This window comes from Sorangium sp. So ce1036 (assembly GCF_051369805.1).
In the GTDB taxonomy this organism is placed as follows: Bacteria; Myxococcota_A; Polyangia; order Polyangiales; family Polyangiaceae; genus Sorangium; species Sorangium cellulosum_F.
On record NZ_JBBMOX010000001.1, the window covers coordinates 2,219,133 to 2,245,678 of the forward strand.

General features: G+C 73.6%; 26 protein-coding genes and 1 pseudogene. 17 read left to right on the top strand and 10 right to left on the bottom strand.

Annotated elements, in window-relative coordinates; all coding sequences use genetic code 11:
• Positions 1 to 9: 9 nt before the first annotated feature.
• Genes dtd through WMF31_RS08360 form a run of 3 tightly spaced genes read right to left on the bottom strand, consistent with a single transcriptional unit; the run spans position 10 to position 1,660 of the window.
• Positions 10 to 459: a D-aminoacyl-tRNA deacylase gene (gene dtd, locus WMF31_RS08350; protein ID WP_436601426.1), complete on the bottom strand. Its 450-nt coding sequence runs from the start codon at positions 457 to 459 to the stop codon at positions 10 to 12.
• Positions 460 to 461: 2 nt separating this feature from the next.
• The gene (locus WMF31_RS08355) at positions 462 to 926 is read right to left on the bottom strand and encodes a hypothetical protein (protein WP_436601427.1); all 465 of its coding nucleotides are present in this window, start codon (positions 924 to 926) and stop codon (positions 462 to 464) included.
• Entirely contained in the window at positions 923 to 1,660 is a 738-nt protein-coding gene (locus WMF31_RS08360) for a hypothetical protein (RefSeq protein ID WP_436601428.1), read from the bottom strand. The genes WMF31_RS08355 and WMF31_RS08360 overlap by 4 nt, the downstream gene beginning before the upstream one ends.
• 689 nt (positions 1,661 to 2,349) lie before the next feature.
• Here WMF31_RS08360 and WMF31_RS08365 point away from each other — a divergent pair.
• Together WMF31_RS08365 and WMF31_RS08370 are read left to right on the top strand one after the other, a co-directional pair.
• Positions 2,350 to 3,966, top strand: a complete 1,617-nt coding sequence (locus WMF31_RS08365) for a DUF882 domain-containing protein (RefSeq protein ID WP_436601429.1) — start codon at positions 2,350 to 2,352, stop codon at positions 3,964 to 3,966.
• A 109-nt stretch (positions 3,967 to 4,075) separates the two neighbouring features.
• Complete coding sequence (locus WMF31_RS08370; RefSeq protein ID WP_436601430.1) at positions 4,076 to 4,624, top strand: NUDIX hydrolase; 549 nt, start codon at positions 4,076 to 4,078, stop codon at positions 4,622 to 4,624.
• An 87-nt stretch (positions 4,625 to 4,711) separates the two neighbouring features.
• On the opposite strand, the pseudogene tnpC reads toward WMF31_RS08370, so the two are convergent.
• Positions 4,712 to 6,109 (bottom strand): annotated as a pseudogene (gene tnpC / locus WMF31_RS08375) (IS66 family transposase); the annotation flags it as partial.
• A 29-nt stretch (positions 6,110 to 6,138) separates the two neighbouring features.
• Complete coding sequence (locus WMF31_RS08380) at positions 6,139 to 6,456, bottom strand: hypothetical protein (protein ID WP_436601431.1); 318 nt, start codon at positions 6,454 to 6,456, stop codon at positions 6,139 to 6,141.
• Between the two features lie 103 nt (positions 6,457 to 6,559).
• Here WMF31_RS08380 and WMF31_RS08385 point away from each other — a divergent pair, with 103 nt between their 5' ends.
• The 7 genes from WMF31_RS08385 to WMF31_RS08415 all read left to right on the top strand — a co-directional run bounded on the left by WMF31_RS08385 (position 6,560) and on the right by WMF31_RS08415 (position 11,948).
• The gene (locus WMF31_RS08385) at positions 6,560 to 7,789 is read left to right on the top strand and encodes a serine hydrolase domain-containing protein (protein WP_436601432.1); all 1,230 of its coding nucleotides are present in this window, start codon (positions 6,560 to 6,562) and stop codon (positions 7,787 to 7,789) included.
• A gap of 270 nt (positions 7,790 to 8,059) precedes the next feature.
• Positions 8,060 to 8,452, top strand: coding sequence for a hypothetical protein (locus tag WMF31_RS08390; protein ID WP_436601433.1), 393 nt, complete (start codon positions 8,060 to 8,062; stop codon positions 8,450 to 8,452).
• A 103-nt stretch (positions 8,453 to 8,555) separates the two neighbouring features.
• Positions 8,556 to 9,110, top strand: a complete 555-nt coding sequence (locus tag WMF31_RS08395) for a hypothetical protein (RefSeq protein ID WP_436601434.1) — start codon at positions 8,556 to 8,558, stop codon at positions 9,108 to 9,110.
• Positions 9,107 to 10,093 carry a hypothetical protein gene (locus WMF31_RS08400; RefSeq protein ID WP_436601435.1) on the top strand — a complete coding sequence of 329 codons (987 nt, stop codon included), beginning with the start codon at positions 9,107 to 9,109 and terminating at the stop codon, positions 10,091 to 10,093. Before WMF31_RS08395 ends, WMF31_RS08400 begins: the two co-directional genes overlap by 4 nt.
• 76 nt (positions 10,094 to 10,169) lie before the next feature.
• Complete coding sequence (locus WMF31_RS08405; protein ID WP_436601436.1) at positions 10,170 to 10,544, top strand: hypothetical protein; 375 nt, start codon at positions 10,170 to 10,172, stop codon at positions 10,542 to 10,544.
• Positions 10,459 to 11,304, top strand: a complete 846-nt coding sequence (locus tag WMF31_RS08410) for a Smr/MutS family protein (protein WP_436601437.1) — start codon at positions 10,459 to 10,461, stop codon at positions 11,302 to 11,304. The genes WMF31_RS08405 and WMF31_RS08410 overlap by 86 nt, the downstream gene beginning before the upstream one ends.
• On the top strand, positions 11,301 to 11,948 hold the full coding sequence (locus WMF31_RS08415) for a hypothetical protein (protein ID WP_436601438.1): 648 nt from the start codon (positions 11,301 to 11,303) through the stop codon (positions 11,946 to 11,948). Before WMF31_RS08410 ends, WMF31_RS08415 begins: the two co-directional genes overlap by 4 nt.
• 9 nt (positions 11,949 to 11,957) lie before the next feature.
• Here WMF31_RS08415 and WMF31_RS08420 read toward each other — a convergent pair whose 3' ends face one another.
• A complete protein-coding gene (locus tag WMF31_RS08420; RefSeq protein WP_436601439.1) occupies positions 11,958 to 12,794 on the bottom strand; it encodes a hypothetical protein in 837 nt (278 codons plus the stop codon).
• 264 nt (positions 12,795 to 13,058) lie between these two features.
• Here WMF31_RS08420 and WMF31_RS08425 point away from each other — a divergent pair, with 264 nt between their 5' ends.
• On the top strand, positions 13,059 to 13,940 hold the full coding sequence (locus WMF31_RS08425; RefSeq protein WP_436601440.1) for an OmpA family protein: 882 nt from the start codon (positions 13,059 to 13,061) through the stop codon (positions 13,938 to 13,940).
• A gap of 132 nt (positions 13,941 to 14,072) precedes the next feature.
• On the opposite strand, the gene WMF31_RS08430 is transcribed toward WMF31_RS08425, so the two are convergent.
• Positions 14,073 to 14,777, bottom strand: a complete 705-nt coding sequence (locus WMF31_RS08430; protein ID WP_436601441.1) for an AraC family transcriptional regulator — start codon at positions 14,775 to 14,777, stop codon at positions 14,073 to 14,075.
• Here WMF31_RS08430 and WMF31_RS08435 point away from each other — a divergent pair.
• Positions 14,707 to 15,330 (top strand): class I SAM-dependent methyltransferase, encoded by a 624-nt coding sequence (locus WMF31_RS08435; RefSeq protein ID WP_436601442.1) that lies wholly within the window; start codon positions 14,707 to 14,709, stop codon positions 15,328 to 15,330. The two genes, WMF31_RS08430 and WMF31_RS08435, sit on opposite strands and share 71 nt — an antisense overlap.
• A gap of 22 nt (positions 15,331 to 15,352) precedes the next feature.
• Here the strand turns inward: WMF31_RS08435 and WMF31_RS08440 are convergent, their stop codons facing one another.
• On the bottom strand, positions 15,353 to 17,878 hold the full coding sequence (locus tag WMF31_RS08440; RefSeq protein ID WP_436601443.1) for an alpha/beta fold hydrolase: 2,526 nt from the start codon (positions 17,876 to 17,878) through the stop codon (positions 15,353 to 15,355).
• A 71-nt stretch (positions 17,879 to 17,949) separates the two neighbouring features.
• Positions 17,950 to 18,894 carry a hypothetical protein gene (locus WMF31_RS08445; protein WP_436601444.1) on the bottom strand — a complete coding sequence of 315 codons (945 nt, stop codon included), beginning with the start codon at positions 18,892 to 18,894 and terminating at the stop codon, positions 17,950 to 17,952.
• A 332-nt stretch (positions 18,895 to 19,226) separates the two neighbouring features.
• On the opposite strand from WMF31_RS08445, the gene WMF31_RS08450 reads away from it, so the two are divergent.
• The 6 genes from WMF31_RS08450 (at position 19,227) to WMF31_RS08475 (ending at position 25,805) form a co-directional block, all read left to right on the top strand.
• A complete protein-coding gene (locus tag WMF31_RS08450) occupies positions 19,227 to 19,832 on the top strand; it encodes a hypothetical protein (protein ID WP_436601445.1) in 606 nt (201 codons plus the stop codon).
• A 282-nt stretch (positions 19,833 to 20,114) separates the two neighbouring features.
• A complete protein-coding gene (gene thrS / locus WMF31_RS08455) occupies positions 20,115 to 21,314 on the top strand; it encodes a threonine--tRNA ligase (RefSeq protein ID WP_436601446.1) in 1,200 nt (399 codons plus the stop codon).
• A 140-nt stretch (positions 21,315 to 21,454) separates the two neighbouring features.
• Positions 21,455 to 22,888, top strand: a complete 1,434-nt coding sequence (locus WMF31_RS08460) for a cytochrome P450 (protein ID WP_436601447.1) — start codon at positions 21,455 to 21,457, stop codon at positions 22,886 to 22,888.
• 161 nt (positions 22,889 to 23,049) lie between these two features.
• On the top strand, positions 23,050 to 23,376 hold the full coding sequence (locus WMF31_RS08465) for a hypothetical protein (protein WP_436601448.1): 327 nt from the start codon (positions 23,050 to 23,052) through the stop codon (positions 23,374 to 23,376).
• Positions 23,377 to 23,593: 217 nt separating this feature from the next.
• A complete protein-coding gene (locus tag WMF31_RS08470; protein ID WP_436601449.1) occupies positions 23,594 to 24,925 on the top strand; it encodes an aminotransferase family protein in 1,332 nt (443 codons plus the stop codon).
• Between the two features lie 70 nt (positions 24,926 to 24,995).
• The gene (locus WMF31_RS08475; RefSeq protein WP_436601450.1) at positions 24,996 to 25,805 is read left to right on the top strand and encodes a Uma2 family endonuclease; all 810 of its coding nucleotides are present in this window, start codon (positions 24,996 to 24,998) and stop codon (positions 25,803 to 25,805) included.
• A gap of 60 nt (positions 25,806 to 25,865) precedes the next feature.
• On the opposite strand, the gene WMF31_RS08480 is transcribed toward WMF31_RS08475, so the two are convergent.
• Complete coding sequence (locus WMF31_RS08480) at positions 25,866 to 26,543, bottom strand: VTT domain-containing protein (protein WP_436601451.1); 678 nt, start codon at positions 26,541 to 26,543, stop codon at positions 25,866 to 25,868.
• Positions 26,544 to 26,546 lie beyond the last annotated feature (3 nt).

Below are 26,546 nucleotides of genomic sequence, written 5' to 3' on the forward strand. Positions count from 1 at the left end.
CGGGCGATGTCAGAACGTGCGCTTCGAATCGATGAGGATGGTGACCGGCCCGTCGTTCTCGACGAACACGCGCATGTCGGCGCGGAAGCGGCCGGTCTGGACGTCGACGCCGCGCGCCCGCAGGGCGGCGACGAAGCGCTCGTACAGCGCCTCCGCGCGCACGGGCTCCATCGCGCCGTCGAAGCTCGGCCGCAGGCCGCGCCGGACGTCCCCGAAGAGCGTGAACTGGCTGATCGCGAGCACCCTGCCGCGCGCGTCCGCGAGCGCGCGCGACATCTTGCCGGCCTCGTCGGCGAACACGCGGAGGCCCGCGACCTTGCCGGCGACGTAGTCGGCGTCCGCGTCCTCGTCGTCCCTCGCGGCGCCGACGAAGGCCACGAGGCCGCGCTCGATCGCGCCGACCACCTGGCCCTCGACCTCGACGCGCGCGGCGAGCGCGCGCTGCACCACCGCGCGCATCGCTACCTTTGGGCCGAGCGCTGCGCCGCGACGGGCTCGGCCCCGGCGCCCGCGGCGAGCCCGAGCTCGCGCATCAGCTTGGCCGTGAGCTTGAAGTAGGTGCTCCGATCGTACGGCTGGTTGAGGATGTGGAAGTCCTTGCGCACGAGGCCCACGCAGCCGAAGCAGTAGGTGCAGCCGGTGCAGTCGACCGAGCGCACGAGGTACGACGACTGCGTGCACCGCTCGGACGCGACGCAGTGGCTGCACTTGATGAGATCACGGCACCCGCGGCAGTGCGTGCTGTCCGAGCAGCGCTGCGTGTCGACGCAGTAGTGGCACCGCTGCAGCGCCTTCGCGTTGCGGCAGAACGTGCAGTCGACGCAGCGCTCGCACGCGACGCACTCGACGCACCGCTCGTTCGCGGTGCCCGTCTCGAACGCCTGCATCAGCTTGCGGAGCTCGGCCTCGAATTCCGCGCGCGTCATTCCGCCTCGCCGGCCTCGGACAGGGCGCAGGGCGCGCCGCCCGCCGCCGCGCGGGGCAGGGCGGCCTGCTCGCCCGACGGCCGCGGCTGCGAGCCGGGCCCGGAGGCGCCGTTCGCGCCCGGAGCGTCGGGCCTGCCGCTCACCTGGCGGCGCAGGCGCTCGGCGGCCGCGCGCGTGGCGGGCTCCTCCGCGAACTGCTCGATGCGCCGCAGCCGCGACTCGAGCACCGCGCGCCGCTTGGGCAGCTCGCCGGCGAGGATGCCCGAGAGCTCGTCGATCGCCTCCTGGATGCGCTGCTCGTCGCTGTGCTCGAGAAGCTGCAGGTACACGTCCTGCTCCGCCGGGAAGGTGTGGCCGGCGCGGAGGAAATCGTTCGCTGCCTTGGAGATGTTCGGCCGGCCCGACGCGTCGAGCAGCTTCGCCAGGAGCCGCTGGCGCTCGACGGCCTTCGGGTCGCTCTGCGGGGGCGGCGCGAGGACGATCCGCCCCGGCGCCTTGGACGCGGCGTCGCGTCCGGATTTGACGCGCCCGCCCTTGCTGTCCTCTGCCTCCGGCTCCTTGCGCGGGGAGAACAGCGCCTCGAGCGCTGCGCGGTGCTGCTTCGCCGCCCTACGGTCCTCGCCGGTCTGCGTCGGGCGCGGCAGCCCTGCGCTGTTCGGCTGACCGCGGCCGTAGGCGGTGTGAAGCTCGGGATTGTGCCAGACCTTGGTTGCGTCTCTACGAATTCGCCGCATGTCGTGCCCTTGCTGACGTCGGAGCGGACATGGACGCGCCACCGGGTTCGGCTTCCGCATCCCGCGTGTGGCGCCCCGCTTGCATCGATGGTGTGGTGACTGAGGCTGGTGTGAGTTGAACCGGGCGCTTCCCCCGCGATCTGCGACGGCCCGGACGAGATGGCGCTGGAACGCGACGCCTGGTGCCCCCGGTCGATCCCGTTGATCGCGGAGACAGGGCCACGCCGCACTGCGCCGAGAGAACCCCGACCGCGGACCGCGTGATGAGGGGCTCTGCCCCCAAGCCACCCGGAGCCGCGCTCACGACCCTACTGCGGTCGCGAGGCAGCTGGTTCCTACCACAGCCTCTGGTCAGCGCCGCAGAAAATTGGGCTGCCCGCCGCACTTCATGACATTCGTGTCCTCAGGGATCCTTGTTCCTGGTTCCTGGTTCCTGGTTCCGGGGGGCACCTGGTCTACATGGGTCTACCCGGTCCACTCCCTTCAAGGAGCTTTCGTGAAGGGAGCGCCGGAGACGCTGTGTCGAGGTCGCCGACCCCGCGGCCGAGGTCGATTCAAGAAGCGGACCGCTGACTGCCTTTCCTGTCCCCCACCTACGGAGGGGCGGCGACGACGTGTCCGGGAGATCCGTGGTGGAGGAGCACCCGCACCCGACCCGACTGGAGCTTTCCATGGTGAGCCTTCGATCCGTGAGCAGTGCAGGCGCGGCGCCGCGGGCCGCAGGGAAGCCGATGCGCAGCGCGGCGATGCGCGCGCGTCTGAAGCGTGCTCGGGCTGCCGCGCTGGCCGCGCTGCTGGGCATCGCGGTGCCGGCCGCCTCGGCCGGGCCTCTCTGCGCGGAGCCGCTGCCCAGGGCGCATGCGGCCGAGCAGGCCGGGGAGGAGGCCGGCAAGCTCGCCCGTCGTGAGCGTCCGCCGGCGAGCCCCGCGGGCACGCGGCGCAAGCGCGCGGCAGAAGATCGCGAGGAGACGGGGGCGCGCCGCAGCGCCACGAGGTCCAGCGCCGCGAAGTCCGATTCCAAGGCGGCCGGTGACGGGAAGAAGAGGACGAAGGACGGGAAGAAGAACGACGCCGGGGACCGGAAGGAGCGCACCCGCAAGAAGACGCCGCGCGCGGCGGAGAGCGCGGAGAGGCGCGGGCATGCGGCCAGGTCGGCCAAGAAAGAGCGCCGGAAGAAGAAGAAGAGGGCGGCGCGCACGGTCGAGAGCAAGCGGCGCGGGGCGAAGAAGCGGGCGAGCAAGGAGGCTCCGGCGAAGCCGTGCCTCGGTCCGGCGCTCTCGATCGATCGCAGCGGGATGGAGCCCGATCGCCTCGCGCTCGTCGACTGCGCCGGGAGGCCGCGCGAGGAGGCGCGGCGCGCCCTGTCCCTGCTCGCGCGCCCGTGGGGCACGCCGCGGCCGGTCCTGCCCGACGAGCGTGCGCTCGCTGCGCGGAAGCCGGAGGCTGCCGGCCGCAAGCGGCGCGCGCCGGACGGTGCGCCCGGGGGCAAGGGGGGCAAGCGGGGTGCGCTCCGGGCCGGGGAGATCGCGCCCGGCGTGCGGCTGCTCGATCCCGGGCTGCTCGTCCGCGTCGACGCGCTCGCGCGGCGGTATCCGGGCCGGCTCGTGTCGCTGGTGAGCGGGTACCGGCCGCAGAGCCAGGGCAGCCTGCACCAGACCGGGCGGGCGCTCGATCTGCGCATCGCCGGGGTGCGCAACGACGAGCTCGCGGCCGCGTGCCGGACGCTCGCCGATACGGGCTGCGGGTACTATCCGAACAGCTCGTTCGTGCACATCGACGTGCGCGCGCCGGGGACAGGGAGCGTGTCATGGATCGACGCGTCCGGCCCTGGCGAGCAGCCCCGCTACGTCACCGCGTGGCCGCCGCCGCAGGACGAGGGGCAGAGAGCGACGGCGGGGCAGGGGGCGACGGCGGGGGTGCCCGGCGACGACGCCGAGGAGGTGCTGCGGAAGGAGCGCCGCGAGCGGCCCGCGCCGGCGACCACGGCGCGCGAGGTGCCGGGCGCGGCGGCGAGCGCGGCGCCGGCGACCGCGGGGGCGGCGCCGGCGGCGGCGAACGCCGCGCGCGCGGCGGCGGTGGCGGCGCTGACGGCGGTGGCGAGCGCCGCGCCGGCGACCGCGGACAGCTCGGCATCGGCGAACGGCGAGGCCGCGCCGAAGGGCGACGACGCGGCGCCGGAGGGGGAGGCGGCACCGAAGGGCGAGGCGGCAAAGGGGGACGCGGCAGCGAAGACCGACGCGGCGGCGAAGGCCGATGCGGCGGCGAAGGCCGATGCGCCAGCCAAGGAGCGAGGGGCGGATTCCTGAGGTGCGAGCGAGCAGTCGAGAGCGACCTTCACCCCAGGATGCGCGACGCGAGCGACCTCGACGGCGCTCTCCCCGGCCGCGGGGCGCCGTGGTGTAGTATCGACGCGCGATGGGTATCACGATTCCTCGCCGGCACGCCTCGGTGGTCGCCGGCAGCTTTGGCCCGCTGGCGGTGCATCGTCATGACGTCGTGGCCGAGGGCGCGTCCTACACGAGCTTCACGCTGGAGCTCGCCGACTGGATCTCCGTGGCGGCGATCACCGACTCAGGGGAATTCGTCCTGGTGCGGCAGTACCGGCACGGCGTCGATGCGGTGACGATCGAGACGGCGGGCGGCATCGTCGACCCAGGAGAGGAGCCGGCAGCGGCGGCGCTGCGCGAGCTCGTGGAAGAGACGGGCTACGCCGCGGCGTCGATCGAGCCGCTCGGGTGGGTGCACCCGAATCCGGCGCTCCAGCCGAATCGCTGCCACCTCTACCTGGCGCGCGGCGCACGCCTCATCGGCGAGCCCGAGGGCGACGAGCACGAGAGCACGGAAGCGGTCGTGATGACCGCGGGCGAGGTGATGGCGGCCATGCAAGACGGTCGGATCAGCCACGCGCTCACGGTGGTCGCGCTGCTGCGGGCGCTCCCCCTGGCGGCGGTGCCGCCGCGCTGAGCAGCGCACCCGCGGGGGCAAGGCCGGTGCTGGGCCGCGGCGCCGCCGAGCGGTCGCGGGGGCGGCCGCCGAGGTCCAGCGAGCGGGCGCATCGGCCAGCCGAACGGGATCGGCGCTCGGTAAGGAGGGCGCCGGCCGACCGTGGAGATTCGCTTCGCAAGCATCGGTCAGGTAGTCGAGGACATTGCGCTTCTGTATCCGCAGCGTCGTCACGACCGTCAGGATGCGCTCGACAAATCGGCTGCCGTTGGGGCTATCGGTTCCAAAGCTGGTCTTTCTCCACATCACCGCGTGGCGAATGCGCTGTTCTCCCTCGTTATTCGTCGGCTCAACACCTTCAACATCGACGAAGGTCCAGAGCGCCGGCTCGAGTTCCAGTATCTCGCGACATCGACCTGCAACGGCGCGCAGCGAGCAGCCCGCGCCCTCACGTAGGTGCGCAATGACATAGTTGCGCAGGGGCCCCATGCGCTTCTGAAACTCCCTGCGCGTCATCGTGCCGTCGCGCACTCGATGCCAGAGGTGGAACATCGTCTCGGTGAGCAACTCCAACGCGCGGCCAATGGCGCTCGCTTCAGCGCCATGAGTTTGGAACCCGAGGAACTGACGCAGCAGGTGCGCCCAGCAGAGCTGTCGCCGCTGGGTGTCGACCCACGCATAGGTGGTCCAGCGGTCCGAGATCAGAATCCTCGAAAACGCCGAACCGAGCAGCTCCTTGGCCACGTGCGCGCCGCGGCTATGGCGGATGGCGAACAACGCCATCCGGGCGGTCACCGCGATCCACAGCCAGGCCCGCTTACTCTGCTCGAACCACCCCGTCTCGTCCATATGGACGATCGATTCTTTGGGCAGGGCTTGGGCGATCTCTTCGACCGGTGCCGCGAGGGCCTCGCTCGTCGCCTGCTCCAGGTTGGAGACGCTGCCGAGGGCGATCGGCACACCGAACGCGTCTCCCACCAGCTCGTCGATCGCGCGCTTGGACAGGCGGTAGGCGCCGCTCAAGACCGCGACCAGGGCTTGCAGGCGCGGCCCGAACGAGCTCGTCGGGACCCCAGGCGGCAACGTCGCCCGCGTCGAGATCCCGCACCTGTCGCACTTCAGTGCATGCAGCTGGAACTCTTCGACGGTCGCCTTCGCCCTCGGAATCTCGACCACCTGATGACGGTGAGGATCGGGGTCGTTTCCCGCCAGAGCCGTGCCGCAACGCCGGCACGCTTCGGGCTTGCAGGTCTGGAGCTTGTCCACCTGCTCGGGCGGCACGAGTGTGCGACGATGTTTCTCATGCCCCGGCTGCCCACCACGCCGCCGTCCTGTGCGCTTCGGGCGAGACGGCGGCGGCGCGCCGGGAGGATCGGTCGAGGGCGGCCGGGACGAGTTACCGGAGGACTGGGCGAGCTGTGCTTCAAGCTCGGCCACCCGCCGCATCAACCTCGCGACGAGGGCCTCCAGCTCCTCGATCCGGTCGTCTCGCCAATCGCGCTCCACAGGACCCGAACCCTACGCAGCTGGCCTCCTCATGCAAGCGACCGGACATTCTCCGGAAGGTGGCTGCGGGACAAGCGGTCCGGGCAGTGAACGCTTACCTTGAAGAAGGCGGCCTCGAAGGCCTCACGGCGGGCGCGCGGGACGATGCGGCGGATGATGACGCGGGCGCGGGGGAACCAGGTATTCTCGAACGCGTCGACGTCCTGGAGCAGGCGGAGCCGCTCCGCGCCCTCCAGCACCCCTCCGTTCGCGACCTCGACGAACAGGTGCTCGAGCGGCTTGTCCTCGCCCGAAGCGAGCCTGAGGAGCCGCCACCCCTGGCGATGCTCGTCACGGTCACTCCCCATGCGTCCTCATGCGCGTCGTTCGCGAGCCGCCCTGGGAGGCTCTCGGGAGCAGCGCGGCGGAGCGCAGCAGTGAACTTCATGGGGGGCCGTGGAGATCGGATCGATGAGCCGTGTTCCTTGGCGGACGGCTTGGTTCGCCTGTGCTGGGGTCGTCTTGCTCACGGGGTGCAGCGGCGCTTCGACCGCGCCGCTCCAGACCGTGGCCGATTCGAACGGTCAGGGCGGCGGCAGCGGTGGCGTCGCGACGGGGGGAGTCGGAAGCACCGGAGTCAGAAGCGCCGGAGTCGGGGACCCGGGCGGCGAGGCGGGCGCCTCCTGCGACGCGCTCGCGGCCGAGCTCCAGCGCGCGCTCGACGCGGCGGTGGCAGTTCAGAGGCTGCCCGGCGCGGCCGCCGCCGTGACCCTCGGCGGGTGCGGCTGGCGCGGCGCCTCCGGGGTGGCCGACGCCGAGGCGAAGGTCGCGATGCAACCCGACGACCTCTTCCGCGTGGGGAGCATCACCAAGACGTTCATCGCCACGCTGGCGCTGATGCTCCGCGCCGAAGGCCGCCTGTCGCTCGACGACGCCGTCTCCGCGTACGTGGGCGGCGTTCCCCGCGGCGAGCAGATCTCCGTGAGACAGATCCTGAACCACACGAGCGGCGTTTTCGACTTCACGGAGAGCGATGACTTCTGGTCTGCGGCCCTGGCCGAGCCGACGCGCGCGTGGGCGCCCGAGGAGATCCTCGAGATCGCCGCGTCGCATCCGCCCTACTTCGAGCCGGGGCAGGGCTTCGCCTACTCCAATACGAACTACATCATCGCGGGCCTGCTCCTCGAAGCGCCCTCGGGAGGGCCCGTCGGCGAGCTGCTCCGCACCCGCATCCTCGATCCGGCCGAGCTCACGCACACCTACCTCGACGGCGCCGAGGCGGCTCTGCCGGGCCTCGTGCACGGCCACGGGCGGATCCAGGGCCGGCTGATCGACACGACCTCTGCGGTCGACCCGTCGGCGGCCGGCACGGCGGGCGCGCTCGTCTCGACCGCCGGCGATCTCACGCGCTTCTACCGGAAGGTGCTCGACGGCAACCTGCTCGGCGCCGCCGAGCTCGAGGAGATGACCACGCGGGTGGACGCGCCGCTGGGCGCGGTGAGCGGATACGGCCTCGGGCTGTCCCGCCGTGAATCTCGGCTCGGCTCCCAGCTCGGGCACGACGGGGGTATCTGGGGGTTCACGTCCTCGTCTTATTACGCGATTGACAGTGATGCTTCTGTCACCTTGCTCGTCAACTTCGAGGGCGCCGATCCCGGCAGGATCATCGATGATCTATCGAATGTCCTGGTAATACCCTGAGCCGAGCGGGGCGCCGTCGCCGCGGCCTCGATGCGCGCGAATGCGCGCGCCGGGACCTCCGTCGACGAGCGCTGTCCAGAGCGTGCACGCCCGGGCTCAAGGCGGCGGGACGCGGCGCGCGGAGACGCGTTTGTCAGGAATTGTCGCTCCGGTGTGGGGCGCCTCGGTACGCTGCGAACGGGCCTCACGCTTGCATCACCATGGACGCAGCCTGCATGGGATGACACCCATCAAGCCGCTCGCCTCGAAAAGGAGTCCATGATGAAACTGATGAAAGCGCTCGGTGCGCTGGCGCTGTCCGGGATCGGCCTCGGCGCCACACAGATCGCAGCAGCGGAGACCACGACCCCGATCCAGGATCTCGTGCTCGTCGAGGAGACGACGCGCTCGGCGCGGGACGCCCGGCTCCCTGATGCCGAGGTGCCATATTATAGGCCCTATGGGCATTACCGGCCGTACGGGCATCACCGGCCGTACGGGCATTACCGGCCGCACGGGGGGCACCGGCCGTACGGGCATTACCGGCCGTACGGGCATTACCGGCCGCACGGGGGGCACCGGCCGTACGGGGGGCACCGGCCGTACGCAGGCCCCTGGCGGTCCGAGATGGCGCCGATAGGCGATCTCCCCGCGCCCGCGGTGAGCCTGGCGGAGCCTCGCTGATTCGTTTTGCGCGCGGCGCCGAGGGGCGGCGGCCCAGCCTCCGCGCCTCGGCGTCGCGCGGATGAGCCGGCCCCCGCGACGCGGGGAGCCGGAGGGGAGCCGCATGGATGGAAGAGCAAGGAGCCGCGGGCGCGCGCTGTTGATCCCGAGCGTCGCCGCGGCGCACCTCGTCTGCGTCGTCCTCGGGGCGCTCCAGGTCGATCTGCAGAGCGCGGGGCGGCTCGGCCGGGCGGTCGCCTATTACGGCGCGCTCTCCGGGGCCGACAGCGGCTACAACTTCTTCGCTCCCGAGGTCAACGCGCTGCCCTGGGCGACGTTCCAGATCGCCGACGCGGGTGGGACGGCGCGCGCCGAGGTGCTGGAGTCCGGGGCGAACCACGAGGCGGATCTCCGGGTCAGGAGCATCATCTCGCTGTTCTTGCTCGCGGACCACGAGGCGCTGCGGCGCTCGCTCGTGGCCTCGTGGGCAGGCAAGATGTTCGCGAGGCACCCGGGCGCCGAGAGCGTGGTCGTCCGGCTCGAGATCTGCGATCTCCCCTCGATGCAGGGATACCGCGACGGCGCGCGGCCATCGTGGGACCTGCTCTACCAGGCGAAGCTCGTCACGAAATCCAGGCTCCGGGCCGCCTCCCCGCGGAGCGACGGCGGTGCACCGTGAGCGGGTCGAGCGGCGTCTCCCGCGGGGCGAGGCTCTCGCGCGCCTGGTCGCTCGTCGAGCGCTTCGCGCTCGCCCCGGCGTCCCCGGCGCCCCTCGCGGCGCTCCGCATCGGGCTCGCGGCCGTGCTCCTCGTCCAGGCCGCGCTCATCGCGCCCGCGTTCCTCGAGCTCTACGGTCGACAGGGCATCCTCCAGGGCCCGCTGCGCGAGGCGTTCGGCCGGCTCGCCCTGCCAGGCATCGGCTGGATGGCCGACCGGCTCGCCCCGCTCGGGATCGACGAGGCCTCGGTCCTCGTGGGCACCGGAGCCCTCTACGTGCTCTCCCTGATCGCGCTGCTCTGCGGGCTCTGGACGAGGGCCGCCGCCCTGCTCTCGTGGAGCACCCACAGGATGCTGATGGTGACGGCGGACACCACCCTTTACGGGGCGGACCTCTTCGCCAACATCTTTCTATTCTATCTCATCTGGGTCCCCGCGGGCGCCACGCTGTCCCTCGATCGATGGCGCCGGGCGCGCGACCCGGGCCGCGCGCCCGTCGTGCCGACGTCGGCGGCGCGGCTCGGGCTCAGGGTCGTCCAGCTACACCTCTGCATCGCCTACCTGGCGAGCGGGCTGGAGAAGGCGAGGGGCGCGTCGTGGTGGAACGGCGAGGCGATCTGGCGCTCGCTCATGCTCCCGGAGTATCGCCAGCTCGACTTCTCCTGGCTGGCCTGGCACCCGTTCATCGCGCAGGCCGCGGGGTGGACCGTGCTCGGCGTGGAGATCGGGTATGCGTTCCTGATCTGGCCGCGGCTCACCCGGCGCGCCGTCATCGTGGCCACGGCCCTCCTGCACCTCGGGATCGCGGCGTTCATGGGGCTCGGCGTGTTCGGCGCCCTCATGCCCGTCTTCACCCTCGCCGCCTTCGGGGTGCCGGCGGACGCCCGCGCTCCCTCGCCGTCGCGCCCGGCGACGCGGACCGACCTCCCGGTCCCGGGCGGGTGACACCCCAGGCGCCGCGCCGCCAGGGCGTGCGCGCGCGGCCGCGGCGGCCTCGGTCCGATGAAGTATCCTGCGCCAGATGCGCTCTCCCGACCGCGAAAGCCCCGGCGCCCCGGGAGCTCCCCCGTCCCCCGCCGAGCTCTTCCACCGCATCTTCGAGCTCCTCTCGGCCATGGAAGAGGCGCAGCGGGCCAAGGTCATCGACCTCGCCCGGCGCCTCCTCCCCACGCTCACGGCCGAGGACATCCGCAACCCGCACGACTTCCCCGACCTCGACGACCCCGACTGGCAGTTCGAGGACGGGCAGCTCGCCGGCATCGAGTCCGTCCGGTTTGCGCTCCGCGGCCTCGCGCGCGATGTTCTGGGGGATGGCGAAGGGCGCGAAGCGCGAGACAGATCCGAGATCGGCCGCCAGGCCGGCGCGAGCCACCAAGGCGGCGCGGAAGGCGAATGAGGCGTTCTACCAGCCGTTCTCTGCGCTCCGGCAGGTCGCCAGGGCGAAGCCGAAGCCCGGCGTGGCCAGCGCGCCGGCCGCCGCGCCCGGCGCGCAGCCGAAGCCCGGCGCGGCCAGCGCGCCGGCCGCCGCGCCCGGCGCGCAGCCCAGGGCGAAGGCGCCCGCGAGCGCGGGCCCGGTGGCGCGCGCGGGCGGCGAGCTCGCGGCCCCGCGCCCCGTCGACCCCGAGACCTTCGCCATCTACATGGCCGGCGTCCGCGTGCTCGAGGACCGCGTGAACCGGATCCCGGCCACCGCGAGCCGCGTCGAGCGGGCCGCGCAGCCGGCGCCCGCGCCCGATCCGGACGAGGATGCGCGCTCGCGCATGCGCTCGCTCGTCATCGAGGGGATCAAGTTCGAGACCACGGACGACGGCGAGCGCATCGAGGGCAGGCGGCTCGACGTCGATCCGCGCGAGCTCAGGCGGCTCCGCCGCGCCCGCTACGCCATCGACGGCACGCTCGATCTGCACGGCCTGCGGCTCGAGGCGGCGCGCGACGCCGTCGAGGCGTTCGTCGGAAAGCGCCAGCGCGACGGCGACCGCATCGTCGCCATCGTCCACGGCAAGGGCCGCCACTCGCCCGGCGGCTACGCCGTGCTCCGCGGCGAGATCGCCGCCTGGCTCAGCCAGGGCCGCGTCGCGCGCCACGTCGCCGCGTTCGCCACGGCCCCGGACACCGAGGGGGGCGCCGGCGCCGTGCTCGTGCTGCTCGCGCGATGAGGCGCGCCGCGCTGGTCCCCCCGCTCGCCGCGGCGCTCCTGCTCGCGCCCGCGTGCGCGCCGGCCCCGGCGGCGCCGCCTCCGCCCCCGCCGAGGTCCGCGCCGCCCCCGCCGCCGCCCGACCTCGGCGACGGCCAGCTCGGCGAGTACCGCTCCGAGCGCTTCGATCTCCGGCTCCCGCTGCCCGACGCCCGCGGCTTCCGCGTCGAGGACGGCCAGGGCCCCTGGCTCGTCGCGACCCACGCCGCGTCGTCGACCTCGCTGCTCGTGCGCGCCTGGCGGGAGGACGGCCGCGCGAGCCGGGCCGCGTGCGAGGCGCGCGCGCGGCTCTGGCGCGATCTGCCGCGCCCCGACCCGAGCCTCACCGCGGTGGAGCGCCGCGTCGACGCGCCCGAGGGCTTCGACACCGTCGTGCAGATCGGCGTCGTGGAGGCCCCGCCCGGCGCGCCGATCCGGGGCTTCGCGCTCGCGTTCGGGGGCTCCGGCCGGCGCTGCGTCGCCTTCGTCGCCGGGACGCGCGCCCAGGGGGCCTCGGCCGAGCGGCTCGTGGCCGAGCGGCTCGCCGCGGTGGTCGAGATCTCGCTCGGCGGCCTCCGCCTGGAGCGCGAGGTCGCGCCCGCCGTGCCGCGCGAGCCCGTGCCCTGACCGCCGCGCTCAGCGGTAGATGCCCGGCCGCGCGCGCGCCTCGAGCGCCGCGGCGAGCTCCTCTTCGCCGATCGCCCACGCCTCCGCCGACAGCGCGCGCGCCTCGGCCGCATCGAGCGCCTCGAGCGCGTCCGGGAGGAAGCGCAGCCGCGACAGGGAAAGGAGGCGCGAGAGCGCCTCGGACGTCGCGCCGCCGCGGAGCTCGCGCCGCCACGCGCGCTCGATCGCCTCGAGCCGCGCGGGGGACCGCCAGGCGTCGGCGAGCACCACGCGGCCGAGCCGCGCGTCGATGGCGTCGATCCCCGTCGGCAGCGCGAGGATCGCCTGCTGCGCCGCGCGCGCCGGGTCGCCGAGGCCGAGGGAGAGCAGCGCCCGCGCGGCATCGAGCAGCCGCGCCTCGTCGGGCCGGAGCGCGGCCCGCTCGACGTGCGGGAGCCGCTCCAGCGCGATCGCGTAGCGCTCGCGGCGCGCGGCGTCGATCACGGCGGCGAGCGCGCGCAGGACCCTCGCCGTCGGCGGCGCGAGCCACGGAGCCGCGCCCTCGGGCGGCCGCTGCGCGGGGTCGTCGAGGTCGAGGGCGGCGGCGCGCCACACCGCCGCGCGCGCGTCGAGCACGGCGCGCGTCGCCTGGACCGCGAGCAGGAAGAGCGCGATCGAGGGGAGCAGCCCCTTCAGACCCCAGAGCTCGCCGAGGAAGAAGCTCGCCACGATGAGCAGCGAGAGCGCGAGGAAGAACAGCGACCGGCGCCGCCGCCGCGCGCCGGCCTCGGGGCAGCCGGCAGGCCCGTCCGTCGCGCCGAGGGCCTCGGCGCACCACTCGAGCAGCCACGTCCATGCCGACCCCACGTCTGCAGGACCAGGATGCCCGGCGCCCGGCTCGCGCGCGAGGGGTTTTCGACCTGCGCGCGGCGCGCCTTCCCTCGTTCTTCCCCGCGTCGACCGCGCTCGCGGCGCGGGCTCGATGGGGCGATGGGGGCTTTTACAACCGCGCGCGACCTCGCTAGGGTACGTCCCCGCGCGGCCTGACCGGCCGCTGTGACCCGGAATGGCCGCGGGACGAGCCCAAAGGCCTCCGGCCATGTTCACAACCACGAGTGAAGGAGCGTGCTCATGCACCTTCGTGTCTTGAAAGGTCGCAGATCCGCGTTCGCGGCCTTCCTGCCTGCCGTGATCGCGTCGTTCTCGCTGGGGTGCGGCTACTCCGAGGAGGAGTGGAAGGCCCAGCTCGACAAGTACAACCGCCTTCAGAGCCAGCACCAGACCACGGAGGGCCGCCTCGCCCAGACCGAGAAGGAGCTCGAGGCGGAGCGCGCGAAGGTCGCGGAGCTGACGAGGCAGCTCGAGGCGGCGGGCATCGACATCAGCAAGCTGAGCGAGAACCTCCAGGCCACGAGCACCCAGGTGTCGCAGCTGAGCTCCACGCTCGAGGAGCGGGAGAAGGCGCTCGCCGAGTTCAAGGCGCGGGCGCGCCAGCTGGAGCAGATCAAGGCGCGGTTCGAGACGCTCAGGAAGAAGCTGGACGAGCTCACGAAGCTCGGCCTCGCGGTGAACATCCGGCGCAACCGCATGGTCATCTCGCTGCCGGGCGACGTGCTCTTCGACTCCGGGCGCGAGACGCTCAAGAAGGAGGGCAAGGAGATCCTCCTCAAGGTGGCGAACGTCATCCGGAACGACGCGTCGCTGCTCCAGCGCGACTACCAGGTCGCCGGCCACACCGACAACAAGCCGCTCGTGGGCGGCCGGTTCGGCGACAACTGGGGCCTGTCGCTGATGCGCGCGCGCGAGGTGCTGCTGTTCCTGGTCAGCCCGGCCGACGCCAGGGGCGGCGGGGGCGCGATGCCCGTCGCGCACTGGAGCGCCGCGGGCTTCGCCGACACCGACCCGGTCGCGGCGAACGACACCGACGAGGGGCGGCAAAAGAACCGCCGTTGCGACCTCATCGTGGTGCCGAGCGTCGAGGAGATGCTCGACCTCAAGGCGATCGCGCAGTAGCCACGCCGCGGCGCGGCCGCCCGAGCGCGCGCGAAAGACGCCCCGGCGGCGCCGTCGGCGAGGGCGGGGATCGGCGCCCCCGGGGCGGCGCGCTGCGCCGAGCCATCCATCCCCGAGCTCTCCATCCCCGGGCTATCCGTCGGCGGGCGGCCCGCCGCCGCCCGGCGAGGGCAGGGCGGCCCTGCGGAACTCGCTCGGCGTCTGCCCGGTGACGGCGCGGAACGCGGCGGCGAACGCCCCGAGGTTGTGAAAGCCGACGTCGAGCGCGACCCGCGTGACGCTGGCGCCCGGGATCGAGAGCAGGTCCAGCGCCCGGAGCACGCGGGCGCGCGTGACGAAGGCGCGCCACGTGACGCCCGTCTCCTCGCGGAACCGCCGCCTCAGCGTCCGCTCGGTCGCCCCGGCGAACGCCGCGGCCCGCCGGAGGTCGGCGCTCGCGACGTCGCGGAGCGCGCACTCGATCGCCCGCTGCACGGGCTGCGTCCTGCCGCGGGGCAGCCGGTACGTGGCGCCGCGATCGACGAGCGGCCCGACCACATCGGCCATCGCCGAGAAGAACGTGTTGGCCGTGACGTCGTCCGGCCGGCGCGCGACCGTCCAGCGCCGCGCGTGGAGCACCATCTCGCGCAGCAGCGCTGGCGCGTCGAACACCCTGACCCCCGGGAGCGGGTGCGGGAACGCCGCGGGATCGAAGTAGATCGAGACGATCGACGCGTCACGACGGAAGGTCGCGTGCCGCTCTCCCGCGGGGATCACGCTGCTCGACGTGGCGTGCGGGCCGGGGATCGTCGCCTGCGCGCTCTCGCCCCACGTGGCGAGCGTGCGCGGGATCGACATCGTCCCCGCGATGCTGGACGAGGCGCGGAGGAGGCAGGTGAAGCTCGGCGTCTCGAACGTCGCGTGGGAGCTCGGCGACGCGAGCCGCCTGCCCTGTCCGGCGGAGAGCTACCGCCTCGTCACGACGCGCTACAGCTTCCATCACCTGCTCGATCCGCTCGCGACGCTGCGCGAGATGGCCCGCGTGTGCCAGAAGGGCGGGCGGGTCGCGGTGATCGACGTGGCGCCCGCGGAGGACAGGCGGGACGCGTACGACAGGGCCGAGAAGATCCGCGATCCGTCGCACGCGCGCGCGCTCACCGAGCGCGAGCTCGCCGCCCTGTTCGCCGCGGCGGGCCTCGAGATCGAGCGGGTCGCGCGGTACGAGCTCGAGATGGAGCTCGAGGCCGCGCTCCAGGCGTCCTTCCCGGAGCCCGGCGGGGCGGACCGGCTCCGCGCCCTCTACCGCGCCGACGTCGGCGTCGACGCGCTCGGCGTCGGCGCGCGGATCGACGGGGACGAGATCCGCTTCGCGTACCCGTGCATCATCCTCGTGGGGCGCAAGCCGGGCTGACGCCGGGGCGGCGCGCGCTCGCTCAGCTCCTCATCGTCTCCGTGGCGCGCGCCGGGCCGGGGCTCCCCGCGTCGCCCGCGCCCAGGAAGGCCCGCAGCTCGGCGATCAGCGGCCGCGTGTCGCCGACGAAGGGCAGGTGATCCTCGCCCGGGAGCTCGACGTGGCGCGCGCCCGGGATGCGGCCCGCGAGGTCGCGGCCGGCCGCGGCGGGCACCGCCCGATCGCCGGCCCGGTGCAGCACCAGCGCCGGGGCGCTCACCCGGCCGAGCGCGCGGCGGAGGTCGACCGCCGCGTGGGCCCGGAGCAAGCGCGCCGCGCCGCCGGGGCTCGCGCCGAGGCGCAGGTATGCGGCCCAGAAGCGCCGGAACGCGCTGTCCTGCGCCGCCGAGGGGGCGAGGCGATCGAGGAAGAGCGGCTCGCCCCACCCGCTCCGCAGCGCGCGCTCGACCTCGTCGGCGCCCTCGCCGGTGACGCCGAAGAGGCACCCCGGCCAGGCCGCCATCTGGGCCGCGCTCCCGAGCGCGATCAGCGCGCGCGCCCGCGCCGGGTGCGACGCCGCGAGCAGCGCGCACGGCGCGAGCCCGGCGCCGACGCCGAGCAGCGCCGCGCGCTCCACGCCGGCCGCGTCGAGGACCGCGAGCAGATCCTCGGCCTGCTGCTCGGCCGACGCGCCGGCGCCCTCGCGCTCGCTCATCCCGGTGCCGCGCTGGTCGAGCACGATGAGCCGCGCCCACGCGCCGAGCTCGGCGAAGAACCGGGACACGAGCGCGTGCTCCCACGCGGCCTCCGCGTGCGTCACCCACCCCTGCACCAGCACCAGGTCGATCGGCCCGGCGCCGGTGACCGTGTAGGCCAGGCTCGCGTCGGCGCTCGTGGCGAAGCGGATCTCCGCCGCGCGGCCCGCCCCCGGCGCCGGCCGGGGCGCGCCGGTCGTCCGCGGCGCGGCCTCGATCCCGCGCCGCATGGCCCCGGCGATCTGCGCGTAAGCGCCCGCCCAGGCCCGCGCGGTGGCGGGCCCCCACGCGTCGCCCTCGAGCTCCTCGAGCGCCTCGAGCAGCGCGCGGCCCAGGGCGTCGAAGTGCTCGGGCGCCACGCCGTAGCCCGCGTGCCGGCGCCCGAGCGCCTCGAGCATCTCGAGCAGCTTGTCGGGCGCGCGGAGGTTGTCGATCACGAGCTGCAGCGTGGCGGCGAGCTTCAGCCGCTGCTCGCGCATGTCCGGCGGAAACAGGGCGCGGAGCGCCGGCTCCCGGGCGAAGAGCCGCTCGTAGAAGCGCGCGACGAGCTCCTCGGCGCGCGGCAGGAGGCGCGCGAAGGAGGCGCTCACGAGGTCCGCGTCCTCCTCCCGGGGCCCGGAGGGCGGCGCGCCGGGGCGCACGATCTGGAACGCCCGGCAGAGCGCCTCGGTCTCCTCGAGCGCGGCCTGCACCTCCGCGGCCGAGGCGAAGCGCGCCTCCGGCGCGCGCATGACGCAGCGATCGATGATGGCCGCGAGCATCTCGGGCATGTCCGGGCAGAGCGAGCGGAGCGGCGGGAGCGCCCGCGCCGTCACCCAGCTCGCGATGGCGTGCACGTCGAGGCCCGCGTGGGGCAGCCGGCCCGCGCACAGCTCGTAGAGGACGAGCCCGAGCGCGTACACGTCCGAGTGGGGCGTGGCGGCGGTCCCGGCCCAGAGCTCCGGCGCGAGGTAGAGCGGCGTGCCCATCATCATGCCGCCGTCGGTCAGGGCGGCGGTCTCGACCGCGCTGAACGCGCCGGACTCGGCCGGGATGGCGGTCGTCAACGACGCCAGGTTCGCGGGGGCCCGGAGCGCGACGGCGCTCCTCGGCGCCGCGCGCCGGCCCGGGTCGGGGCCGGCGGGGCCGGGCTGGTCGATGAGCTTGGCGAGCCCGAAGTCGAGCAGCTTCACCTCGCCGTTCGCGTCGAGCATCACGTTCGCCGGCTTGATGTCGCGGTGGAGGACGCCCCGCCGGTGCGCCGCGGCGAGCCCGCGCGCGAGGCCGAGCGCGATGCGCAGCGCGCTCGGCCACGGGACCGGCTTGGGGAGCAGCTCGAGCGGCTCGCCCTCGACGAGCTCGTACGCGATGTACGGCCGCCCGCGGACCTCGCCGATCCGGAAGACGGCGACGACGTTGGGGTGCTGGAGGCGCGCGATCGCGCGGGCCTCGACGCGCAGCCGCTCGATGGTCCGCGGATCGGGCTTGTCCGCCGAGACGAACTTGAGCGCGACGGGCCGATCGAGGACCTCGTCGTGCCCGAGGAACACCTGCCCCATGCCCCCGCGGCCGAGCGGCCGGATCACGCGGAAGTCGTCGAAGGCGGCGGGCGGCGCCCAGGGGACCGAGGACGACGGCGGCGCCAGATCGTCGACGCGCTCCCGCGTGGACGGGAGCAGCGGGGCGTCGATGTCGCTCTCGCTCGGGCTGGCCGAGATCAGGGCGCGGCAGTCGTCGCAGCCGTCCACGTGCCCCCGGATGCTCGCCGCGGCGTCGAGCGGGAGCTGGCCCTCGAGCCAGGCGGCGAGGGCGTCTTCGGACGGGCACGGGCTCATGCGCTGCGGTTCTCCGGACCGGCATTCTCCGTGCGCGCGGCGGGCAGCGCAATGGCCGCGCGGGGGGGCGCTCAGAGCATGGGCCGGTCGAGCGGCGGCGGGCGCCGCTGCCGCGCGGCGCGCGCCCTCACCTCGGCGAGCAGCCGCGGGCCCGCGTGATCGCCGGCGCCCGCGAAGAACGCGCCGGCCTCGTCGAGGTCGCCGTGCGCGGCGTAGAGCTCGACGAGCTCTCGCTCCGCGGCCGCGTCGATCGTCGCTTCCGGCGAGCCCTCGCCCGCGGGGCCGAGCTGCACGATCTCGCGGAGCGCCGCCATGGCCGAGAGGGTGGCGCCCCGGCCGCCGAGGCCCCGCAGGCTCCACGACTTCACGTAGAGCGCGCGCTTGCGCAGCGCCGCCCCCGCGCCGCGCTGGAGCGCGCCGTCGCACGCGCGCGCGGCCGCGTCGAGGCGCCCCGCCGCGAACGCGAGGTTCGCCAGCGCGAGGTAGGCCTCGGGCGCCTCGCTGGCGTCCGGGTGGTCCTCGACGAGCTGGCGCAGCCGCGCCTCGGCGCCGCGCGCTTCGCCGCGATCCTGGAGCGCCCGCGCGAGCCCGAGGAGCGCCCGCGGCCGCTGCTCCGCCCGGCGCAGCGCCGGCGCGTCGACGAGCGCCGTGTAGGCCGCCACCGTCCTCTCCAGCACGCGCGCGGCCTCCGCCTCGAGCGCCGCCCGCCGCGCCGCGCCGCGCTCGTCCTGCGCGTCCGCCGCGCTGGCCTCGTCCAGCACGAAGAGCTGCACGCCGATCACGCGGTAATGGCCCGCCAGCGACTCCGCTTCGCGCAAGCGCTGCGCCGCGCTGGCCGCGCCCGCGCCCGCGCCCGCGCCGTCGGCCGCTCGTGGCGGCGCGGCGCGCGCCGCCGTCGCCGGGGGCGCGCACCCCGCGGCGGCGAGGGCGAGCGCCGTCATGGCGGCGACCCGCCGCGCGGCCGCGCGGCGCGGTTTGATGAGATTCCCGGCGATCCATGCTGCGCGCTCCGGCACCCGTGACACTCCCTCTCCGTTCGACCTCGCCGGCGCGACGCGGGGCGCCGCGCGCGGTCGGCCGAACGGCGCGGCAAGATAGCCGCGAGCGCCCCCGGGACCAGGCCAATCCAGGGCGAGCGCGCCGATTGTTGCGCTGAACCGCGCGGAGAGCAGGGCCTTTCGAGAGCCCTGCGCGGCGGCTCACGGGGCATGCTGGGCGGAGCGAGGCGCCGCGCCGCGCGCGGGACCCGGGCCTCGCGGCCCGTCCATTGCGTCTCGGCCTCCACCTTCCCTGTCCGCGCCGGTGCTTCACACCCGAGCGGGGGCACGCCGAGATGGAGAGTCACGACATGGCGACAAAGGTGAACTGCCGCCCGTTCACGATCCCCACGCTGCCGGGCCTGGGGCTCGCCGACATCGAGAGGCGCTTCAGGCGCATGACGCACCTCATGTACGACACGAGCGTTCCTGCCTCGGTCCTCGCGGAGGAGGTCTATCCCTACCTCGCCCCTGACATCGAGTTCGTCAACCCGTGGCGGCGCGTGCGCGGGGTCGAGACGTACCAGACCGACCTGTCCGGAACCCATCGCGGCGTCCATGGTGACCTCGACATCGCCCAGATGAACGTCCGGCTGTCCGAGCGGCGCGACGCGGGCCGGGTCCTGGTCGACAGCACCCAGAGCCTGAGGCTGCTCCCGCGCCGCGCGTACCGCCTCCGGATGATCCTGACCTACGACTTCGAGATGATCGAAGAAGGAGAGCGCTTCCACGTGACGCGTCACGAGGAGATGTGGAGCGTCGGCGACATCCTCCAGAGCCTTCCGCTGGCCGGCCGCGGTTACGACGTCCTCCGATCGCTCTCGGGCTATGTCTTCACCGGAGCCGTGCTGCTGTCCCGCGCCGTCGCCGGCCGTCTGTCCGGGGCCGAGCGGGGCGCGCCGGCGCCCGCGCGCTGACGCGGCGCCGGCCCGGCCGCCCTGCGCTCCCGGGATGTGAAGAATGAAGAAGAGAAACGCCCGCCGCCGTCCCGCTTGACGATCTCGCTATCGCACGATAGAACACGCCTCGTGAGCGTATTCACCGCGACCACGACGACCACCACCCGCACCGGCGGGACGGGTCTCGTGTGCGTGCGCTGAGCTGACGATCACACGAGAAACCAGGCCCCGCCGGAATCCGGACGGGGCCGTCGCGTCGCTGCGCTCCGTCCGACCGGCCATTGCCCGACGGAGACTGACATGCTCGACGACGACGATCATCGCATTTTGGGCCAGCGCCTCGACCTGTTCCATTTCCAGGAGGAGGCGCCCGGCATGGTGTTCTGGCACGCGCGCGGCTTCACGCTCTATCGCCTCCTGGAGGAGGCGGTCCGGCGTCAGATGATGCGCGACAGCTATCGAGAGGTCCGCACGCCGCAGATCTTGAGGCAGGCGATCTGGAAGGCGAGCGGCCACTGGGACAATTTCTCCTCGAACATGTTCCGGCTGTCCGAGGAGGGTCACGCGGCCGCCATCAAGCCCGTGAGCTGCCCGGGGCACATGCAGATCGTGGCGCGCATGGCGCCGTCGTACCGGGATCTGCCGCTGCGCATCGGCGAGTTCGGCCTCGTGCACAGGGACGAGCCGAGCGGCACGCTCCACGGCCTCTTCCGCCTGCGCCAGTTCACCCAGGACGACGGCCACATCTTCTGCACGGAGGAGCAGGTCGAGCCCGAGGTCGTGCGCTTCGCGAGCGCGCTCCGCGATTTCTACTCCGGCTTCGGCTTCGAGGACATGGGGGTCGGCTTCTCGACGCGCCCCGCCGAGCGCGCCGGGAGCGACGCCGCGTGGGATCGCGCGGAGGCGGCGCTGTCCGCGGCGGCGCGCAGCGCGGGGCTCGATTGCAGGGAGCAGCCCGGGGAGGGGGCCTTCTACGGGCCCAAGCTCGAGTTCGTGCTGCGCGACCGGCTCGGGCGGAGCTGGCAGTGCGGGACCATCCAGCTCGATTTCGTGCTGCCCGAGCGGTTCGACATCACGTATGTCGACGCGTCGGGGGCGCGCCGGCGCCCAGCCGTGCTCCACCGCGCGTTGCTCGGCAGCCTGGAGCGCTTCCTCGGCGTCCTGCTCGAGCAATCCAGGGGCGCCTTGCCACCCTGGCTGTCTCCGGAGCAGGTGGTCGTCGTGCCGGTGGCGGAGGCGCAGCGCGCTTATGCCGAGGAGGTCCTCCTGCGGCTCCAGCAGAAGGGGGTGCGCGCGATCCTCGACGCGGGGGACGAGACGCTCTCGCGCAAGATCGCCCTCGCGCACGCGGCCGCGATCCCCCTCGTCGCGGTGGTCGGCAAGCGCGAGGCCGAGCGCCGCTCCGTGGCGCTCCGGGAGCGCGAGGGGGGACGGCAGCGCGAGCTCCCGCTCGACGAGGCCGTCCACGAGGTGGCGCGGCGGTGTGAGCGGCACGCCTGAGCGGCGCTCTCCGTCGCGCGCCGGCGTTTGCTGGAACCAAACGCCGGCGCGCGTGTCGGACCGGTTCGCTGGCGCCCTCGGCTCGTCCGGACGTCCGGGGACATGACAGCACGCCTCCCAGCCCTCCACGGAGCCAACCGATGGGACATCTGCCGCCCGGACCGACATCATTCAACCTCGTGGACTTCATCCGCGCCGGATTCATCTCGTCCGAGCCGGTCTTGAAGCGCCTCGCCGCCGAGCACGGCTACACGTTCCGCATGAGGACGCCGAATGGACCTCTCACCATCACGGGAGATCCGGAGGCGATCCGCGCGATCTACACGGCCGACCCGGACACGTTCGATGTCTGGGGCGCGGAGCTGACCGCGCCGGTGTTCGGGGCGTCCTCGGTCGTGGTCACGACGGGCGCCCGGCACCGGCGCGATCGAAAGCTGCTCACGCCGCCGTTCCAGGCCGCCACGATGCGGGCCCAGGGCGAGGCGATCGCCGAGATCTGCCTCGACGTGGCGTCGCGGTGGCGGCCGGGCGCCCCGTTCTCGATGCTCGAGGCGACCCAGGCCATCGCGCTCGACGTGATCATCCGCGTCGTCTTCGGCGTGACGGGCGAGGCGCGCGTCGCCAGGACGCGCGAGGCCGTGCTCCGCCTCGTCGAGTCGCTGAGCCCGAGCTTCATCATCATCCCGGCGCTCCGGCGCGATTTCGCCGGCCTTGGCCCCTGGGCGCGCCACCAGCGGGCGGGCAAGGCGCTCGAGGCGCTGCTCGTCGAGGAGATCCGGCGGAGGCGCGGGTCGGGCGCCGCCTCGCAGGACATCCTGGGGCTGATGATGAGCGCCCGCTACGACGACGGCGGGGCCATGAGCGACCTGGAGATCGCGGATCAGCTCCGCGCGCTCCTGTTCGCGGGCCACGAGACCACGGCCATGTCGCTCGCCTGGGCGATGTACTGGCTGCACCGCGAGCCGGCCGTCCTCGCGCGGCTCCGTGACGAGATCGACGCCCTCGGCCCGGCGCCCGCGCCGGACGCGCTCGCGTCGCTCTCGTACCTGGAGGCGGTGTGCCTGGAGGCGCTCCGGATTCACCCGCCGGTCGTCGACGTCGGCCGTGTCCTGAGGAGACCCCTTGAGCTCCAGGGCTACACCGTCCCGGCCGGCGAGGCGGTGACGGCCTCCCCGCTGCTCCTGCACGGCCGCGAGGACATCTACCCATCGCCGGGGCGATTCGATCCCTCGCGCTTCCTGGACCGCAAGCCCTCTCCGTTCGAGTTCATCCCGTTCGGAGGCGGCGCCCGGAGGTGCCTGGGCGCGGCGTTCGCGACGTACGAGATGAAGGTCGTCCTCGGCACGATCCTGGGGAGAGCCCGGCTCCGGCTCGCGAGCCAGGCGCCCATCCAGCATGTGCGGCGCGGCATCACCATGGGGCCGAGCGGGAAGGTGGCGATGGTGCTGGAGGGAGCGCGGGAGCGGCCCAGGGAGAGCGGGCGCGCTGCCTCGGCCCGGCAGGGCCAGGCGGAGGCGGCGGCGGAGCGCGCCGCGGCTCAGCCCGCCGCCCGCTGCCCGATGCGCGTCTCCTGAGGCGCGCGGAGGGCGGGTCTCCCCGGCGCCGCGACCCCGCCCGGCGAGGCGCGCGCGGCGCGCAGGGCGCGTCGCAGGTCGGCCCGCGGCGCCGGGCCGGCTTGTGATCCGGGAGCGCGGCTCCAGGATGCTCCTCCAGACCCAGTTCGCGAGGGAGATCCATGCTGCAGAAACCCATCGAAGGTCCGTGCTTCCTGTGCGGGGTGAGCTCGGCGTGCTGGAACGAGCCGGCAGCGGCCGCGGATCCGGCGCAGGCAGGCCGCGAGTCGGCGGGCCTGGCGAGGCGGCTCGACGAGCTCAAGAGTGGACGGGCGAGCGTCGAGGAGCTCCGGGCTCACCTCCTTCAGATGTGCGCGATGTGCCAGCAGGTGTTGATGGACGCCGGGAGCGGGGCGACCCGAGACGATGTCCTCTCCCGGCTGGAGTTCCGCATCGCCCGCCTGCGCGACGTGGCGGCGGCGAGCGCGCAGGGCAGGGCGGCGTCCTGAAGCCGCCGCGCCGGGGCGCGAGCCCGCGCGGCGGCGCGGCGGGCGTGATCGCGCCGTCCGCGCTTCACGGCATCCACAGCGAATCACGGCAGGACAGAAGGCCCGGGCCCGTCGCGGCGTGGAGGACGGAGCGGGCGAGCGCCGCAGGGAAATTCACGTGCGAGGAGGTCGAAGGACGCTCTACGCTGGGTGCCTCCCTCGAACAGCGAAGGTGGCCATGAGCGACGACATCATCGAGCTGACCACGAAGCACACGTACGGCACATGGCGCGCCCAGCGCGGATGGAAGCCGATCCACGTCGCCCGCGCGGAGGGCTGTGCCTTCTGGGACGCGTCCGGCAAGCGCTATCTGGACATGTCCTCCCAGCTCGTCTGCTCGAACCTCGGCCACCAGAACGAGGCCGTGATCGAGGCGATCTGCGCGCAGGCGAGGCAGCTCGCCTACATCAGCCCGGCGCACACGTGCGAGGTCCGGGCCAGGGCGGCGCAGAAGCTCCTCGAGGTGATGCCGAGAGGGCTCGACAAGTTCTTCTTCGCGACGTCGGGCACGGAGGCGAACGAGGCGGCGATCAAGATAGCGCGGCTCTACACGGGCAAGCACAAGATCATCGCCCGTTACACCTCGTATCACGGCTCCACGGCCGGCTCGGTCGCGGCGACCGGCGACCTCCGGCGCTGGTCCATCGAGCCGACCGGCAAGATCCAGGGCGTGGTGTTCGCCCCGGAGGTGAACTGCTATCGCTGCCCGCTCGGCCGGGGCTACCCGGAGTGCGGCGTCGCGTGCGCCGATTACCTGGCCTACATGATCGATCACGAGGAGAACGTGGCGGCGGTGCTGGTCGAGCCGATCGTGGGCACGAACGGCGTGCTCATCCCGCCGGCCGAGTACCTCCCGAGGATCGCGGAGCTCGCGAGGAAGCGCGGCGTGCTCCTGATCGCCGACGAGGTGATGAGCGGCTGGGGCAGGACCGGAAAGTGGTTCGCGATCGAGCACTGGGGCGTGGCGCCAGACATCTTGACGACCGCGAAGGGCGTGACGAACGCGGCCGCGCCGCTCGGCGTCGTCGCGACCTCGCGCGCGATCGCCGACCACTTCGACGACAACATGTTCGCTCACGGCCACACCTACGAGGCCCACCCGCTCACGCTCGCGCCGGTGATCGCGGCGATCGACGAGTATCGCCGCCTGGACCTCCTGAGCCGCGCGACGAAGATGGGAGAGCGCGTGGGCGAGCGGCTCCGCGCGCTCAAGGAGAGGCACCCTTCGATCGGCGACGTGCGGGGTATCGGCCTGTTCTGGGCGGTGGAGCTCGTGAAGGATCGCGCGACCAAGGAGCCGTTCAACGTCCCGCAGGACAAGGCGGCGAGGCGGCCTCTCGTGGTCGACGCGGTGGTCGCCGAGGCCGCGAGGCGCGGCGTGTCCATCATGGGGTGGGTGAGCCACCTCGTCGTGGCGCCGCCGCTCATCATCAGCGAGGCCGAGATCGACGAGGGGATCGCCGCGCTGGACGCGGCGCTCGACGTGGCCGATCAGCGGCTCTCGGCCTGACGCGCGCCCCCCGGGGTGCCTCGTCACCCCCGGGCGCGGGCGCGCGGCGCCGTGTGCTATGCTCGCACGCATGAGGAGCGCGTTGCCGACGACCCGTCCGCCCCGGAACACGGGGCCGATCGAGCTGCGGGACTTCGGCCCGACCGGCCGCCGGTTGGGCACGGCCGCCGATTGCTACGACGGCAGCCCCTGGGAGCTGCACCGCGGGGAGCTGGTCGAGCAGATGGGGAGCAGGGACATCCACGGCATCGTGATGGCCCTCGTCGCGGCGCTGTTCCGCACGCACGCGCGCGAGGGGCTCACGGTGATGACCGATGTGTACTGCGACCTCAGCGACCAGGCGGGCCCGTCGCTGCGGGCGCCGGACGTGGTGGTCGTGGGCGATCTCGCGGCGCCGCGGAACGACGCCTACCGCGGCACCCCGGTGCTGGCCGTGGAGATCCGGGGCACGCAGTCGAAGCGCTACCTCGAGGAGAAGGTGAAGCTTTACCTCGAGCACGACTGGCCCTGGGTGTGGATCGCGCACGCGGAGCGGCGAGAGCTCGAGGTGGTGCGGCCGGGCTCGGCGTCGATCACCTACCGTCCCGGCGCGGAGGTGCCGCTCCTGCCGGAGCTGGGCAAGCACGGCCTCGGCGCGGTGCCGGTCGCGGCGCTGTTCGAGGAGCGCGACGCGTCGCGGTTCACCGACGAGTGGGTCGCGGCGCGCACCCAGGCCCGCGCGATCCTCGCGGTGCTCGCGGCGCGGGGGCTCGCCGTGCCGGGGGCGGTGGAGGCGCGGGTGCTCGCGTGCGAGGCGCCGGCGGCGCTGGAGCGGTGGCTGGCCGCGGCGGCGACGGCGGCCAGCGGGGAGGCGTTCGCGGACGTGGTAGGGCGAGGGTGACGCGGCCGCGGCCGGCTCACCCCGGCCGCGCGCGCCGCGGAGAGGCCTCGTGGGCGTCGCCTACGGCTGCTCCGTCTCGAGCCGCGCGGCGTTCTTCCGCTGCTGGAGCCTGTGCTTGATGGCCCCGACGAAGACCGGCGCCACCGAGATGAAGATGATCAGGTAGACGACCCGCTCGATCTGCTTCGCGTCGAAGACCTTGCCCAGGAAGTACCCGAGGAAGGTCATCGAGAAGATCCAGAGCACGGCGCCCACCACGTTGAACATCGCGAAGCGCCGGTATTCCATCTGCCCCACGCCGGCCACGACCGGCGCGAACGTCCGGGCGAACGGCATGAAGCGAGCGAGGATGATCGTCTTGCCGCCGTGCTTCTCGTAGAACTTCTGCGTCGCGATCAGGTGGTCTTTGCGGAACAGGAGCGACTGCTCGCGCGTGAAGATCTTCGGCCCGGCGCGCCGCCCGATCGAGAAGCCCACCGCGTCGCCGATGATCGCCATCGCCATCAGCGTGACGTTCATCACGAGCAGGTTCTGGAAGTTCGATATTCCAAGCGGGTTGATGAGCCCTGCGTTCACGAGCACGCCGGCGGTGACGAGCAGCGAGTCCCCCGGCAGGAAGAACCCGACGAGCAGCCCCGTCTCGGCGAAGATGATGGTCATCAGGACGGGGTAGCCGCCCCACTGGAGGAGCGACTCGAGCTCCCGCAGCCTGCTGAAGAATTCACGGAGGAGTTCCACGCC

Bases quoted from the DNA above. Each gene is read 5' to 3' on its own strand.
- dtd (WP_436601426.1), bottom strand. From the start codon at position 459: ATGCGCGCGGTGGTGCAGCGCGCGCTCGCCGCGCGCGTCGAGGTCGAG.
- WMF31_RS08355 (WP_436601427.1), bottom strand. From the start codon at position 926: ATGACGCGCGCGGAATTCGAGGCCGAGCTCCGCAAGCTGATGCAGGCG.
- WMF31_RS08360 (WP_436601428.1), bottom strand. From the start codon at position 1,660: ATGCGGCGAATTCGTAGAGACGCAACCAAGGTCTGGCACAATCCCGAG.
- WMF31_RS08370 (WP_436601430.1), top strand. From the start codon at position 4,076: ATGGGTATCACGATTCCTCGCCGGCACGCCTCGGTGGTCGCCGGCAGC.
- WMF31_RS08380 (WP_436601431.1), bottom strand. From the start codon at position 6,456: ATGGGGAGTGACCGTGACGAGCATCGCCAGGGGTGGCGGCTCCTCAGG.
- WMF31_RS08385 (WP_436601432.1), top strand. From the start codon at position 6,560: ATGAGCCGTGTTCCTTGGCGGACGGCTTGGTTCGCCTGTGCTGGGGTC.
- WMF31_RS08390 (WP_436601433.1), top strand. From the start codon at position 8,060: ATGAAAGCGCTCGGTGCGCTGGCGCTGTCCGGGATCGGCCTCGGCGCC.
- WMF31_RS08395 (WP_436601434.1), top strand. From the start codon at position 8,556: ATGGATGGAAGAGCAAGGAGCCGCGGGCGCGCGCTGTTGATCCCGAGC.
- WMF31_RS08405 (WP_436601436.1), top strand. From the start codon at position 10,170: ATGCGCTCTCCCGACCGCGAAAGCCCCGGCGCCCCGGGAGCTCCCCCG.
- WMF31_RS08410 (WP_436601437.1), top strand. From the start codon at position 10,459: ATGGCGAAGGGCGCGAAGCGCGAGACAGATCCGAGATCGGCCGCCAGG.
- WMF31_RS08415 (WP_436601438.1), top strand. From the start codon at position 11,301: ATGAGGCGCGCCGCGCTGGTCCCCCCGCTCGCCGCGGCGCTCCTGCTC.
- WMF31_RS08425 (WP_436601440.1), top strand. From the start codon at position 13,059: ATGCACCTTCGTGTCTTGAAAGGTCGCAGATCCGCGTTCGCGGCCTTC.
- WMF31_RS08430 (WP_436601441.1), bottom strand. From the start codon at position 14,777: ATGTCGATCCCGCGCACGCTCGCCACGTGGGGCGAGAGCGCGCAGGCG.
- WMF31_RS08440 (WP_436601443.1), bottom strand. From the start codon at position 17,878: ATGAGCCCGTGCCCGTCCGAAGACGCCCTCGCCGCCTGGCTCGAGGGC.
- WMF31_RS08450 (WP_436601445.1), top strand. From the start codon at position 19,227: ATGGCGACAAAGGTGAACTGCCGCCCGTTCACGATCCCCACGCTGCCG.
- thrS (WP_436601446.1), top strand. From the start codon at position 20,115: ATGCTCGACGACGACGATCATCGCATTTTGGGCCAGCGCCTCGACCTG.
- WMF31_RS08460 (WP_436601447.1), top strand. From the start codon at position 21,455: ATGGGACATCTGCCGCCCGGACCGACATCATTCAACCTCGTGGACTTC.
- WMF31_RS08465 (WP_436601448.1), top strand. From the start codon at position 23,050: ATGCTGCAGAAACCCATCGAAGGTCCGTGCTTCCTGTGCGGGGTGAGC.
- WMF31_RS08470 (WP_436601449.1), top strand. From the start codon at position 23,594: ATGAGCGACGACATCATCGAGCTGACCACGAAGCACACGTACGGCACA.
- WMF31_RS08475 (WP_436601450.1), top strand. From the start codon at position 24,996: ATGAGGAGCGCGTTGCCGACGACCCGTCCGCCCCGGAACACGGGGCCG.